General features: G+C 69.1%; 12 protein-coding genes. 10 read left to right on the top strand and 2 right to left on the bottom strand.

The features are described 5' to 3' along the window. The first annotated feature begins 111 nt into the window (after positions 1–111). From ACWDN5_RS21675 to ACWDN5_RS21665, 3 genes are read left to right on the top strand one after another with little or no spacing between them, the layout of a single operon-like run. Entirely contained in the window at positions 112–828 is a 717-nt protein-coding gene (locus ACWDN5_RS21675; RefSeq protein WP_310973518.1) for a response regulator transcription factor, read from the top strand. Beyond that, a complete protein-coding gene (locus tag ACWDN5_RS21670; RefSeq protein WP_310973516.1) occupies positions 825–2147 on the top strand; it encodes a sensor histidine kinase in 1323 nt (440 codons plus the stop codon). Before ACWDN5_RS21675 ends, ACWDN5_RS21670 begins: the two co-directional genes overlap by 4 nt. Positions 2148–2158: 11 nt before the next feature. Continuing rightward, entirely contained in the window at positions 2159–2548 is a 390-nt protein-coding gene (locus ACWDN5_RS21665) for a (deoxy)nucleoside triphosphate pyrophosphohydrolase (RefSeq protein ID WP_310973515.1), read from the top strand. On the opposite strand, the gene trpS is transcribed toward ACWDN5_RS21665, so the two are convergent. After that, positions 2541–3506, bottom strand: coding sequence for a tryptophan--tRNA ligase (gene trpS, locus ACWDN5_RS21660; protein WP_310973514.1), 966 nt, complete (start codon positions 3504–3506; stop codon positions 2541–2543). The two genes, ACWDN5_RS21665 and trpS, sit on opposite strands and share 8 nt — an antisense overlap. Positions 3507–3685: 179 nt before the next feature. Between trpS and ACWDN5_RS21655 the strand changes: the two genes are divergently transcribed. Further along, positions 3686–3985, top strand: a complete 300-nt coding sequence (locus tag ACWDN5_RS21655) for a YciI family protein (protein WP_449677549.1) — start codon at positions 3686–3688, stop codon at positions 3983–3985. On the opposite strand, the gene ACWDN5_RS21650 is transcribed toward ACWDN5_RS21655, so the two are convergent. Further along, on the bottom strand, positions 3982–4131 hold the full coding sequence (locus tag ACWDN5_RS21650; RefSeq protein ID WP_003090169.1) for a hypothetical protein: 150 nt from the start codon (positions 4129–4131) through the stop codon (positions 3982–3984). The two genes, ACWDN5_RS21655 and ACWDN5_RS21650, sit on opposite strands and share 4 nt — an antisense overlap. A 194-nt stretch (positions 4132–4325) precedes the next feature. Between ACWDN5_RS21650 and typA the strand changes: the two genes are divergently transcribed. The 6 genes from typA to ACWDN5_RS21620 all read left to right on the top strand — a co-directional run bounded on the left by typA (position 4326) and on the right by ACWDN5_RS21620 (position 13720). After that, positions 4326–6251, top strand: a complete 1926-nt coding sequence (gene typA / locus ACWDN5_RS21645) for a translational GTPase TypA (RefSeq protein WP_176174984.1) — start codon at positions 4326–4328, stop codon at positions 6249–6251. Between the two features lie 377 nt (positions 6252–6628). Further along, positions 6629–8365, top strand: coding sequence for an ABC transporter family substrate-binding protein (locus tag ACWDN5_RS21640; RefSeq protein WP_449677548.1), 1737 nt, complete (start codon positions 6629–6631; stop codon positions 8363–8365). Between the two features lie 289 nt (positions 8366–8654). Continuing rightward, positions 8655–10466 carry an ABC transporter family substrate-binding protein gene (locus ACWDN5_RS21635; protein WP_310973509.1) on the top strand — a complete coding sequence of 604 codons (1812 nt, stop codon included), beginning with the start codon at positions 8655–8657 and terminating at the stop codon, positions 10464–10466. Between the two features lie 186 nt (positions 10467–10652). After that, a complete protein-coding gene (locus ACWDN5_RS21630; RefSeq protein ID WP_310973508.1) occupies positions 10653–11669 on the top strand; it encodes an ABC transporter permease in 1017 nt (338 codons plus the stop codon). Next, positions 11662–12591: an ABC transporter permease gene (locus tag ACWDN5_RS21625; RefSeq protein WP_310973507.1), complete on the top strand. Its 930-nt coding sequence runs from the start codon at positions 11662–11664 to the stop codon at positions 12589–12591. Before ACWDN5_RS21630 ends, ACWDN5_RS21625 begins: the two co-directional genes overlap by 8 nt. Before the next feature lie 79 nt (positions 12592–12670). Next, complete coding sequence (locus ACWDN5_RS21620; protein WP_449677547.1) at positions 12671–13720, top strand: ABC transporter permease; 1050 nt, start codon at positions 12671–12673, stop codon at positions 13718–13720. The last annotated feature ends 2 nt before the right edge of the window (positions 13721–13722 follow it).

Below are 13722 nucleotides of genomic sequence, written 5' to 3'. Positions count from 1 at the left end.
CCGGCTCCCTGGCCACGACGCTTCCCTCTCGAGGCTGAGATACCCCTGAAGGTTCTCTCCCCGACGCTGAGATCGTGCTGAGAGCTGACGCACGACCTGCGGAAACCGGCCATGATGAGTCTCGTGAAACCTCGGGTGCTGGTGGTCGACGACGAACCGGGCGTGCGCAAGGCCCTGCAGCGCGGGCTGCGCGCGGAGGACATGGACGTGGTCACGGCCGCGGACGGGCCCACCGGCCTGCAGCTGGCAAGCACGGGCTCGTTCGACGTCATCCTCCTGGACATCATGCTGCCGGGCCTGTCCGGCTACCGCGTGCTGGAGCGGCTGCGCAAGGACGGCGTCACCACGCCGGTGCTGCTCGTCTCGGCCAAGGACGGCGAGATCGACCAGGCCGACGGCCTCGACCTCGGCGCCGACGGCTACCTCGTCAAGCCGTTCTCGTTCGTGGTGCTGGTCGCGCAGGTCCGCGCGGTGCTGCGCCGGGCCGGGCCGGAGTCCGGCCGCGGGACGCTGCGGCTCGGCGCGCTGGCCGTCGACCGCGGGCTGCGGCAGGTGCACTGGCACGACGAAGAGGTCGGGCTGAGCCCGCGGGAGTTCGCGCTGCTGGAGGTGCTCGTCGGCCGCGCGGGCACGGTCGTCACCAAGGACGAGCTGCTGCGCGCGGTCTGGGGCGAGGAGCAGGCGGTGACCCGCAACCTCGTCGAGGTCTACGTCGGGTACGTCCGCCGCAAGCTCGACGCGGTCGGGGCCGGCGCGTTGCTGCGGACCGTGCGGGGGCACGGCTACCTGGCGTCCGACGCGCAGCTCGACGAGGTCATCACGCCGTGATCTCCTGGTGGCGGGGCCGGTCCCTGCAGGTCCGGATCACCCTGCTGGCCGCGACGATCACCCTGGCCTGCCTGCTCGGCCTGGCCACGCTGGCCGCGTCGAACCTCTCGCCGCTGCTCATCGGCTCGGTCGACCGGGAGCTCACGTCCGCGCTCGGCCCGGCGGGCGCCGAGGTGAGCGCCGGCCGTCCGCTGTCGGGTGCGGCGCCGGTGACGCTGCGGGTGCTGGACATCGCGGGCACGCCGGTGGACGGCGGTACCCCGGCGGGTCTTTCCCCTGCCGACGTTTCGACGCTCAAGGCCGGGCAGCCGGTCCAGCGCGACGGCGCGCGGTACCTCGGCACGGTCGTCAGCGCGCCGGACGGGTCGCAGCGCTTGGTGGTCGCGGGGGCCGGCCTGGTCGGCTTCGCGGCCGCGGTGCACTACGGCGGCGTGTGGCTGGTGGTGGTCGCGGCGGTCGGGGCGCTGGTGGCGGGGTTCGCGACGTGGCTGGTGGTGCGCTTGTCGCTGCGGCCGGTCGCGCGCATGCGGGGGTCGGTGCGCTCGCTGCCACCGGGCGCGCGCCTGGCCCTGCCGGACTCGCACGACGAGCTGCGGGCGCTGGCGGAGGAGTTCAACGCGCTGCTGGAGCGGCAGGAGCAGGCGGCCGAACGGCTCCGCCGCTTCACCGGCGACGCGGCGCACGAGCTCCGGTCGCCGGTCGCGTCGATCCGCGTGCAGGCCGAGGTCGCGGTGACGAACCCGGATCCGGAGCTGTCCCAGGAGACGCTGTCGGACATCTTGACCGAGGCCGAGCGTCTGTCGTCGCTGCTGGACGGGCTGCTGTCCCTGGCTCGGTCGGACGCCGGCGAGGTGCCCCCGGCGTCACCGGTCGAGCTGGTGAGCGAAGTGCGGTCGGCCGTGGCGCGGCTGCCGGCGGGGGCGCCGGAGACGCGGGTGAGCACGGCGGTGGCGCAGGCGTGGGCGTCTTCGGCGCACGCGGAGGTCGAGCTGGTGCTGGACAACCTGCTGCGCAACGCGTGCCGGTACGCGCGCGGGCAGATCGTGGTGTCGGTGCTGGCGTCCCGGTCGTCGGTGCGGGTGGTGGTCGACGACGACGGCCCGGGCATCGCCCCGGAGCACCGGGAGAAGGTGTTCGACCGGTTCTACCGGATCGCCGACGACCGGGCCCGGTCCTCGGGCGGCACGGGGCTGGGGCTGGCGATGGTGGCGGAGACGGTCCGCCGCCGGGGCGGCCGCGTCCAGGTGGGCGAGTCCCCGGACGGGGGCGCGCGGTTCGTGGTCGTCTGGCGTGCGGCCGCGGGCGGGGCTTCCGGGTAAGTTCCGGGACTGTGAACGCTGTGATCGTGGGAGCCGCCCTGGTGCGGGACGGCAAGCTGCTGGCCCAGCAGCGGGCCTGGCCGCCGAAGCACGCGGGGCAGTGGGAACTGCCCGGCGGCCGGGTCGAAGACGGGGAATCCGAAGCCTTCGCGCTGGCCCGCGAGTGCAGCGAGGAACTCGACGTCGTCGTCGAGGTCGGCGCGCGGGTCGGCGACGACATCCCGCTGCCCGGCGGCAAGGTCCTCCGGATCTACGCCGCGACGCTCGTTTCGCCCGGGGAGGAGCCGCGGGCCGTCGAGCACCGAGCCGTTCGGTGGCTCGGACCCGACGACCTCGACGACGTCGACTGGCTGCCCGCGGACCGGATCCTCCTCCCGGCCTTCCGCGCCCTGCTCAGTTAGCCCCGATCATCCGCAGCGCCGCGTCGAGCCGGTGCGAACCGCGCTCGCGGGCGCGCTCGGCACCCGCTTTCCGCACGCGATCCAGCTCGGCGACGTCGTCCAGCAGCGCCAACGCCCTTGAGCGCACCGGCCGCAGCTCCTCGATCACCGCGTCGGCGACGGCGTCCTTCACCGCGCCGTAGGAGGTGAACTCGTCGGCGAGCTCCGCCGGGGACCCGCCCCGGCACGCGGCCAGGATCTCCAGCAGGTTCGCCATCCCCGGCCGGGTCTCCGGGGCGTGCACCGGCACCGAACCGCCGTCGGTGACCGCGCGGCGGACCTTGCGGCGGATCTGGTCGGGCTCGTCGAGCGCGAACACCACGCCCACCGCGTCCCGGGCCGACTTCGACATCTTGCGCGTCGGGTCGGCCAGGTCCTTCACCCGCGCGCCGGCCGGCGGCAGCACCGCGCGCGGGATGGTGAACACCTCGCCGTACGTGCCGTTGAAGCGCTTGGCCAGGGTCCGCGTCAGTTCGACGTGCTGGCGCTGGTCCTCGCCGACCGGGACCTCGTCCGCGCCCTGCAGCAGGATGTCCGCGGCCATCAGCGCCGGGTACGTCAGCAGGGACAGCCTGACCCCGGCCTGGCCTTTCGACTTCTCCTTGAACTGGATCATCCGCGCCGCTTCGCCGTAGTTGCAGGTGCACTCCAGGACCCAGGTCAGCGCGCCCAGCTCCCGGGCCAGGTCGGACTGGACGAACACCCGCTCGGGGTCGATGCCGGCGGCGATCAGCACGGCGAGCTGTTCGCGCGCCAGGGATCGGAGTTTCGCCGGGTTGTGCGGAGTCGTCATGCCGTGCAGGTCGGCGACGAAGTACAGGTCGTCCGCGCCGCCCTCGAGGGCCCAGCGGCGGACGGCGCCGAGGTAGTTGCCGAGGTGGACGTGACCGGAGGGGGTGATGCCGGACAGCTTGCTCATGTGTTCCTCCCGAGGTGGGGCCACCCCGGAGAAGGCACGAAAAAGGCCGCCCGTCCCGGGGCGGCCGCTGGTGATCAGCGCAGGTCTAAACGGCCGCCGAGGGCGGCCACCAGCTGGACGTCTGCGCGTGCATGCGGCGAGCATAGGCGCGAAGTGGCGTGCGGGTCTACCGTCTAACCATGTATGTCGTCCTGTTGAACTACACGGCCCCGATCGAGGAAATCGACTACGCGCTCCCGGACCACGCCGAGTGGCTGAACAAGCAGTACGAGCACGGCCACTTCCTGGCGTCCGGGCGGCGGAACCCGCGCACCGGCGGCGTGATCATCACGCGGCCGATGTCCCGCGGGAAGCTCGACGCCATCCTGGCGTCCGACCCGTTCTGCGTGAAGCACCTGGCGAGTTACGAGGTCATCGAGTTCTCGCCGACGAAGACCGCACCCGAACTGCGGCAGGTCAACGAGGCTGTGCCCCACTAAGCAGCCAGGTCCTCTTTAGCCTTCTTCAGAGCCAATACCGGGCACTTCTTGCAGCGCGGCTTCGACCGGCAGCACTTCTTCTTGACCTTGCCGGCCTTCATGAGCTTGCGCACGACCTTCCGCGGGTCCTTCGGCTTCTTGCCCACGCGCACGCACCTTCCGGATCGGCGACCTCCACCGGGTTTCCACGTTAGGTCAGCCTAACCGCCAGGGGGGCGTGGGGCCGCTCACAATGGGGCGGCAGGTATCCTGGGTGAGGTCCGCGTGTGACCAGAGCCGGTCACGGGATGCCTGAACGGCGTGCGCGGCCATCCAACCCTTGAAGTTCAGGAGTTCTCGCGTGCCCGCAGCCAGCGCTACCGTCGAAACCGGCCGGCCGACCGGTAAGACCCGGCCCGACCTGCGCAACGTCGCGATCGTCGCCCACGTCGACCACGGCAAGACCACGCTGGTGGACGCGATGCTCCGCCAGTCCGGCGCCTTCGCCGAGCGCGCCGAGGTCGTCGACCGCGTGATGGACTCGGGCGAGCTGGAGCGCGAAAAGGGCATCACGATCCTCGCGAAGAACACCTCGATCCACCGCCAGACCCCCGAGGGCCAGGTGACGATCAACGTCATCGACACCCCCGGCCACGCCGACTTCGGCGGCGAGGTCGAGCGCGGCCTGGCCATGGTCGACGGGGTCGTCCTGCTGGTCGACGCGTCCGAAGGCCCGCTCCCGCAGACCCGGTTCGTGCTGCGCAAGACCCTCGAAGCCGGCCTGCCGGTGATCCTGCTGGTCAACAAGACCGACCGGCCGGACGCCCGGATCGCCGAGGTCGTCGAGGAGACCCACGACCTGCTGCTCGAGCTGGCCAGCGACATCGAGGACGCCGACCACGACGCGATCCTCGACCTCCCGGTCGTCTACGCCTCCGCGCGCGCCGGCAAGGCCAGCCTGGAGCAGCCCGCCGACGGCGAGGTCCCCGAGAGCGAGAACCTCGACCCGCTGTTCGACACGCTGCTCCGGCACGTGCCGCCGCCGGCCGCCGACCTCGACGCGCCGCTGCAGGCGCTGGTCACCAACCTCGACGCGTCCAACTTCCTCGGCCGCATCGCGCTGATCCGCATCCACGCCGGCAAGCTGCGCAAGGGCCAGACCGTGGCCTGGATGCGCGCGGACGGCACGACGCAGAACGTCCGCATCTCCGAGCTGCTGGTCACCGAGGCGCTCACCCGCGTCCCGGCGACCGAGGCCAGCGCGGGCGAGCTCGTCGCCATCGCCGGCATCCCGGACATCACGATCGGCGACACCCTCGCCGACTCCGACAACCCGGTGGCGCTGCCCCGGATCACCGTCGACGAGCCCGCGATCTCGATGACCATCGGCGTCAACACCTCGCCGCTGGCCGGGCGCAACGGCGGCGACAAGGTCACCGCGCGGCTGGTCAAGGCCCGCCTGGACCAGGAGCTGATCGGTAACGTCTCGATCCGCGTCCTGCCGACCGAGCGCCCCGACACCTGGGAGGTCCAGGGCCGTGGCGAGCTGGCGCTGGCCATCCTCGTCGAGCAGATGCGGCGCGAGGGCTTCGAGCTGACCGTCGGCAAGCCGCAGGTGGTGCTGCGCACGATCGACGGCAAGCTGCACGAGCCGTTCGAGCGCCTCTACATCGACTCGCCGGAGGAGCACCTCGGCGCGATCACCCAGCTCCTGGCCGCCCGCAAGGGCCGCATGGAGGACATGAGCGGCAACGGCACCGGCCGGATCAAGCTGGAGTACGTGCTCCCGTCGCGCGGCCTGATCAGCTTCCGCACCGACTTCCTCACCGAGACCCGCGGCACCGGCATCGCGAACCACGTGTTCGAGGGCTACTTCCCGTGGGCGGGCGAGATCCGCACCCGGCACAGCGGCTCCTTGGTCGCCGACCGCTCGGGCCCGGTCACCGCGTACGCGATGATCCAGCTGGCCGACCGCGGCACGTTCTTCGTCGAGCCGGGCGCGGACGTCTACGAGGGCATGGTCGTGGGCGAGAACCCGCGCTTCGAGGACCTCGACATCAACATCACCAAGGAGAAGAAGCTGACCAACATGCGTCAGTCCTCCGCCGACGTGATGGAGACGCTGGCCCGCCCGCGCAAAATGGGCCTGGAAGAGGCCCTGGAGTTCTGCTCGGTCGACGAATGCGTCGAGGTCGCGCCCGAGGTCGTCCGGGTCCGCAAGGTGACCCTGGACGTCAACACCCGCGCGAAGGAGCGTTCGCGCGCCAAGAGCCGCGACAACGGCTGATCCGCCGCTTCGAAAAGCCTCCCGGTGCTCGTCATCGGGAGGTTTTTTCGTGCCCGATCCCTTACGCTGGGTCGGTCGGTGGCGAACCCAGCGTCAGGAATTCCGCCGTTCTTCTCCTTATATCTTTATAGGTGTCGCGACGGCCTCATCGCCTGGCGCCGACCACCGGCGTGAACCTTTTTCGTGTCCGGCCCGTGTTCGTTCCGCCGTTCCGGAACGGTCCGGGAACCCGGACGGTGTGCCGCGCGTCCATTCCCGTAGTGGCACCCAGGGGCGGCGAGGCCGCCCGATCCGGGTGTGGGAATCTCGGTTCCGGCGGCGGAGGCGGTCGTGGGAGCATGACTGACCCGATCGGCGGAAACGGGGAGGAACGGGGCGTGCGGGTGAATCGCAAGGCGGTGCCGGTGCTGGCACTCGCGGCCGTGCTGCTCACCGCCTGCTCCAACACCCCGCCACCCCCGGTCGTGTCGTCGTCGGTCGCACCCGTGTCCACCACCGGCAAGACGCCGTCGCAGATCGTCGTCGGGGTCGACGACGTGCTCGGCGGGTACAACCCGCACAACCTCGCGGACTCGTCCCAGGTGACCTCCGCGCTCTCGCAGCTGCTGCTGCCCTCGGTGTTCCGCCAGAAGGACGACGGCACCACCCAGCTCGACAAGAACCTGATGAAGTCCGCCGAGGTGATCTCGCAGCAGCCGTTCGTGGTGGCCTACGAGATCCGGCCGGACGCCTCCTGGTCCGACGGCGCGCCCATCGCCGCCGAGGACTTCGACTACCTGCGCACCCAGCTGCGCGACCAGCCCGGCGTGATCGAGCCCGCCGGCTACCGGCAGATCACCGACCTGCAGTCGCGAGAGGGCGGCAAGCGCGTCGAGGTCACCTTCGCAAAGCCGTACCCGGGCTGGCAGACGCTGTTCTCCGACCTGCTGCCCGCCCACCTGCTCAAGGACGCGCCCGACGGCTGGCGCGGGGCGCTGGCCTCGAACTTCCCGGCCGTCGCCGGCCCGTTCTCGATCAAGAGCCTGGACACCGCCCGCGGCGAGGTCATCCTCGAGCGCAACGAACGCTACTGGGAGAAGCCCGCCGCGATCGACCGGATCGTGCTCCGCCGGTCGGACCAGAACACGCTGCTGGCCGCGCTGCGCAGCGGCAACGACCAGTTCGCGCTGGCCCGCACGAGCGGCGACGAGCTCAAGCTGCTCGGCGAGCTCGGCTCGGCGGTCAAGCTGCACACGGTGGCCCGCCCGCTGGTGGCCGACGTGCTGCTGCGCCCGGTCAGCGCGACCCTGCAGGACGCCCAGGTCCGCGCCGGTGTCGCCGCGCTGATCGACCGCACCAAGCTGATCACCGAGGGCGTCAACGGCGGGCCGTCGTCGACGCTGCACGCCGACGCGCAGGTGATCGCGCCGTCGGTGAAGGGCTACGCGGCGACCATCCCGCCCGGGCCGCCCACCGCGCCCGACGTCGCCAGGGCCGAGCAGTCGCTCCAGGCGGCGGGCTACACCAAGACCGCGGGCACCTGGCGCAAGAACGGCCGGGCGCTCTCGCTGGTCATCGCCTCGCCGGCCGCCCAGGAGCCGTACGCGTCGATCGCCAAGGAGCTGGCCGGCCAGCTCTCCGCGCAGGGCATCGAGGTCAACGCGATCACGCCGCCGCCACGGGACCTGTTCAGCGGCCTGCTGGCGATGCCGGTCGTCGGCGGGGTCCAGCAGCCGACCGGCGACTCGGCCGGCAACGTCGGGGTCGACATCGCCGTCGTCCCGCAGGCGGTCGGCGGGGACACCGCATCGGTGCTCGCGTCGACCTTCGGCTGCCGCCCGGAGCAGACGGCCGCCGGCGTCGACAAGACCAAGCCCGTCGTCCCGGGCAACGCGGCCGGGTTCTGCGACCCGGCGCTGCAGCCGTCGATCGACGCGGCGCTGTCCGGATCCACTCCGACGGGCGAAGCGCTCACCACTCTTGAGCCTGAACTTTGGCGTCAGAACGTGGTGATTCCGCTGTTCCAATTGGCTGACACCCTGGCGATCGGTTCGGGCATCTCGGGCGTCACGCCAGGTCCCCCCATGGTGGGCCCGTTCGGGTCGGCGGTGAACTGGACTCGCGGCCCGAAGTAATCGGTTGGCTACGCATTCAGTACTACCGGGTGATCTTTACCAACGCCTTCGAGTGGGACGTTGTGAATCCATGAGGTAACCGTCGTATTTCTGGATGTCGACTGGAAGTCACCCTTTGGTCACGATCGACCCGGAACTGGTGACTGTCGGTGCTTTTCCTTTCTAGCGTGCTCCCGCAGTGCGCCAGTTGAGTGTCGCTTGGCGTGTCGTAGGCTCCGGCCCATCCAACCGGAGCGGTGTGGGCCCTTGTCCCGATATTCAAGGGCTCAGTGCTAGGAGGGCACACTTCATGAGGAGATCCAAAGCAGTCTCCGCTTTGTCGCTCGTCGCCGGCGCTTCGCTGCTGCTGAGCGCCTGCAGCGGTGGTGATTCGGGTTCGGGCAACACCGATCAGAACGGATCGTCGACCGACGTCAAGGCGATGGCTGTCGGCAAGGCCGAGACCGGCGACCTGTTCAAGCTCGCGGACACCCCGGGGTACGACGGCACGGTCACGATCGGTATCGACGACGGGTACTCGGGGTACAACAACCAGACCCCGGACACCAACAGCTCGTACAACAACTACGTGTTGACCGCGGTGCTCTCCGGTACGTTGAAGCTCGACGGCAACAACAAGATCCTGCTGAACAACGACGTCTTCGAGTCCTGGGACGTCACGCAGAAGGACCCGCAGCAGGTCACGTACAAGATCAAGCCGAACATCAAGTGGTCGGACGGTCAGGCCTACGACTGCAAGGACATGTACCTGGCGTGGCTGTCGCAGAGCGGCCTGGCCAAGGGCCCGGACGGCAAGAACCCGTTCAACTCGGCGTCGACCACCGGTTACTCGCTGATCAAGCAGGCCACCTGCAAGGACGCGCTGACCTTCGTCACCGACTACAGCGAGCCCTACCTGGACTACAAGGGCCTGTTCAACGCGCCGGCGATCATGCCCGCGCACGTCCTCGAGGCCAAGACCGGCATCGCCGACATCACCAAGCTGGCCCCGACCGGCGACCCGGCCCAGATCAAGGCCGCCGGTGACTTCTGGTCGAACGAGTGGAAGGGCTTCAAGGCGGACATCATGCCGTCGTCGGGCCCGTACAAGATCACCGCGTTCGACGCCAACCAGAAGGCCGTCACCCTGGAGAAGAACCCGCAGTGGGCGGGTGGCAAGGGTGGCCCGTCGAAGATCATCGTCCGCGCCATGGAAGACACCAAGGCGATGGCGACCGCGCTGCAGAACGGTGAGATCGACGTCGCGGCGTCGACCCAGCCGGACGCCACCGCGGCCCAGACGATGAAGGGCCTCGCGGCGCAGGGCGTGACCTACGGTTCGGCCTCGCAGCTGACCTACGAGCACCTCGACCTGAACTTCAAGCGCATGTTCGCCGACAAGGACCTCCGCAAGGCGTTCCTCGAGTCGGTCAACCGCAAGGAGATCACGGACAAGCTGCTCAAGGAGGTCCAGGCGGACGCGGAGCCGCTGAACAGCGTGGTGTTCTTCCAGGGTGAGCCCGGTTACACCGACCTGTACAGCAGCAAGGCCGGCCTGGGCGCCGAAGCGGCGGCCAAGACGCTGACCGACGCCGGCTGGGCCAAGGGTGCCGACGGCATCTTCGCCAAGAACGGCCAGCGCGCCTCGTTCAAGATCACGCACAACCAGAACGCCCGCCGCAGCCAGACCGTCGAGATCATCATCTCGCAGGCCAAGGCGGCCGGCATCGAGGTCAAGGACGAGACCGACGCCAACTTCCTCAAGGGTGGCCGCGTCTCGACCGGTGACTACGACGTGGCGCTGTTCGGCTGGTCCGCCCAGCCGTTCAAGGCGGAGTCGAAGTCGATCTACGTCTGCCCGGACAAGGGCGGCGAGCAGAACTACCAGAACCTCTGCGACCCGAAGATCGACGACGCCTACAACGCCGCGGTGAAGGCGACCGACGAGCAGGTCAAGCTGCAGAAGTACCAGGAGGCCGACAAGGCCATCGCCGACGACTACGCGACCCTGCCGCTGTTCCAGACGCCGAGCATGTGGGCGTTCAAGGGCATCGACCGCGTCTACATGCAGTCGTACGACGGTGTTCTGTGGAACGTCGGCGAGTGGGAGCAGAAGAAGTAGGGCTCGCCCCGCCTCTTCTTTCCCCTCGCTCCAGATGACCTGGGAGGTACCGGGGTCCGGCCACAAGCCGGGCCCCGGTACCCACCGGAAGTAGCTGTTGACCGTAGGGTTACCGCCACTACGGTAGACAACCGGGTAGCGGTCCAGCGCACTTCTGACGACCAGGCCCGGATGAGGAGCAGTTCGTTGAACCTGGTGATCTACATCCTTCGCCGTCTGGCGATATCGATTCCCGTCCTCCTGGTCGGGACTTTCTTGTGTTTCGTCATGGTCGCCGGCACCGGTGACCCGCTGGGCGAGCTGCGGCAGAACCCGACGATCAGCAAGGAAGCGCTGGCCGCCACGGCCGCCAAGCTCGGTCTCGACCAGGGCATCGTCCCCCGCTACTTCACGTGGCTGGGTGACTTCCTGACCGGGAACTGGGGCATCTCCATCGCGCAGGGCAACGCCCTCGCGCCGGTCGCCCCCAAGGTGATGGCCGCCTTCGGCGTCACCCTCAAGCTGGTCGTCGGCGCCGAGATCCTCGCGCTGATCATCGGCATCATCGTCGGCGTGCTGGCCGCCGTGAAGCAGTACTCGATCATCGACTACATCGCGACCACCCTCGCCTTCCTGCTCTTCTCGATGCCGATCTTCTGCGTCGCGATCGTGCTGAAGCGCTACGCGATCGAGATCAACGGCTGGGTCCGCGACCTCGGCCTGTCCGACGTCCTCGGCAACCCGTGGCTGCGCACGACCAGCCCGGAGCAGCTGAAGACCGACGGCGTCGGCGACTTCATCACCAGCACCATCGGTGCGTACCTGCTGCCGACGCTGTCGATCATGGCGATCAGCTTCGCCGCGTACAGCCGGTTCCAGCGCGCCTCGATGCTCGAGGTGCTGGGCTCGGACTACGTGCGCACCGCGCGCGCCAAGGGCCTCGGCAACGGCCGGGTCATCTTCCGGCACGCGTTCCGCAACGCCCTGATCCCGGTGTCGACGCTGTTCTCGGTCAACTTCGGCTCGGTCCTGGCCGGCGCGATCATCACCGAGACGGTGTTCAACTGGCACGGTATGGGCACATTGCTGGTGGAAGCCGTCACGAAGAACGACACTCAGGTGATGATGGGTTGGCTCGTGGTGATCGCCAGCAGTGTCATCGTCGCCAACCTGATCGCCGACCTGATGTACGGCATCCTGGACCCGAGGATTCGCGTTGGCTGACTTGAACTCTCTTCTCGCGAGCGAAACCGCTTCGGCCGAAGGCACGCTGCCTCCGGACGCGCTGCCGGAACCGCGCAGCCAGGGCAAGCTGGTCCTGCGGAAGTTCCTGCACCACAAGCTGGCGATGGCGTCGACCGGCGTGCTCATCCTGATCGTGCTGATCAGCATCCTGATGCCGCTGTTCTGGAAGCACAACTACGAGGACAGCTCGTTCCCGTCGTTCGCCAAGCCCAGCGGCGACTTCCCGCTCGGGACGACCCAGGTCGGCAAGGACATGGTGTCGCAGGTGCTGCGCGGTACGCAGTACTCGCTCCTCATCGCGCTCACCGTGTCGATCCTGGCCACCGTGATCGGCGTCGTGTTCGGTGCGGTCGCCGGCTACCTGCGCGGGTTCTCCGACTCGGCGATCTCGCGGGTGACGGACCTGTTCCTGATCATCCCGCAGATCGCCGCGGCGGCTATCCTCGCCAAGGTGTTCGGCGGCGGTTCCTGGTACATCGTCGCGCTGGTGCTGGCGGCGTTCGGCTGGATGCAGATCGCCCGGATCACCCGCGCCGAGGCGATGTCGCTGTCCCAGCGCGAGTTCGTCGACGCGGCCCGCGCGTCGGGCGCCGGGACGTTCCGGATCATCTTCAAGCACCTGGTGCCGAACATGGTCGGCAGCATCACGGTCAACGCGACCCTCGCGGTCGCGCAGGCCGTGCTGGCGGAAGCCGCGCTGTCGTTCATCGGCCTGGGCGTCCAGCTGCCGGACACCTCGCTCGGCCGCGTCATCCTGGAGAACTACGCCCAGCTGCAGACCCGGCCGGCGTTGTTCTTCGGGCCGTTCATCGTGCTCGTGCTGATTTCACTGACGATCAACTTCATCGGTGACGGTCTTCGCGACGCCTTCGACCCGCGCCAGCGGAGAATGAAGGCCTGAACGCGCGACGCGGGGGTGACCGGTTCCGGTCGCCCCCGCGTCCGTTTTCCGGGAGGATCGCCGGACCTGGGGGTTTCGGATGAATCTCGTGCTGTACGTGCTCCGCCGGCTGGCCATTTCGATCCCGGTCCTGCTGATCGGCACGTTCCTCTGCTTCGTGATGGTCGCCAACACCGGCGACCCGCTCGGCGAGCTCCGCAGCAAACCGGGGATCAGCGCGTCCGCGATCGCCGAGACCGAGCACAAGCTGGGCCTGGACCAGAGCGTCATCGCCCGCTACTTCAGCTGGCTCGGCCACTTCCTGACCGGCGACTGGGGCATCTCGATCGCCCAGGGCAACGCGTTCACCCCGGTCCAGCCGAAGGTGATGGCCGCGTTCAAGGTGACGTTGGAGCTGGTGCTCACGGCGTCGGTGCTGGCCCTGATCTTCGGCGTCCTGGTGGGTGTCCTGGCGGCGGTGAAGCAGTATTCGATCTGGGACTACCTGGCGACGACGCTGGCGTTCCTGATGTTCTCGATGCCCATCTTCTGCGTGGCGATCGTCCTCAAGGGCTACGCGATCCGCGCCAACAGCTGGGTCCGCGACCTCGGCCTGTCCGACGTCCTCGGCGACCCGTGGCTCCGGACGACGAGCCCGGAGAGCCTCACGGCCACCGGAGTGGGTGACGCACTCGCGAAGTACGTCGGCGCGTTCCTGCTGCCGACGCTGTCGATCATGGCCATCACGTTCGCCGCGTACAGCCGGTTTCAGAGGGCGTCGATGCTGGAGGTCCTGGGCGCGGATTACGTGCGCACAGCGCGCGCCAAGGGCGTGTCGAACACCCGCGTGATCTGGCGCCACGCGTTCCGCAACGCCCTGATCCCGGTGATGACCCTGTTTTCGGTCAACTTCGGCGCCACGGTGACGGGCGCCATCATCACCGAGACGGTCTTCAACTGGCACGGCATGGGAACGCTGCTGGTCGAGGCGGTCAACAAGAACGACCCCCAGGTCCTGATGGGCTGGCTGGTGGTGATCGCGGCGAGCGTGGTGATCGCCAACCTGGTCGCAGACCTCCTGTACGGCGCCCGACGGCGACGCAAGCCTTCGCGTACGCGGCGACCCGCTCCCACGGAGGGGCTTTCTTGAAC

It is taken from the genome of Amycolatopsis sp. NPDC003731 (genome assembly GCF_053586895.1).
The sequence above is the reverse complement of the archived record's forward strand: the minus strand, read 5'-3'. Positions and strand labels throughout refer to the sequence as shown.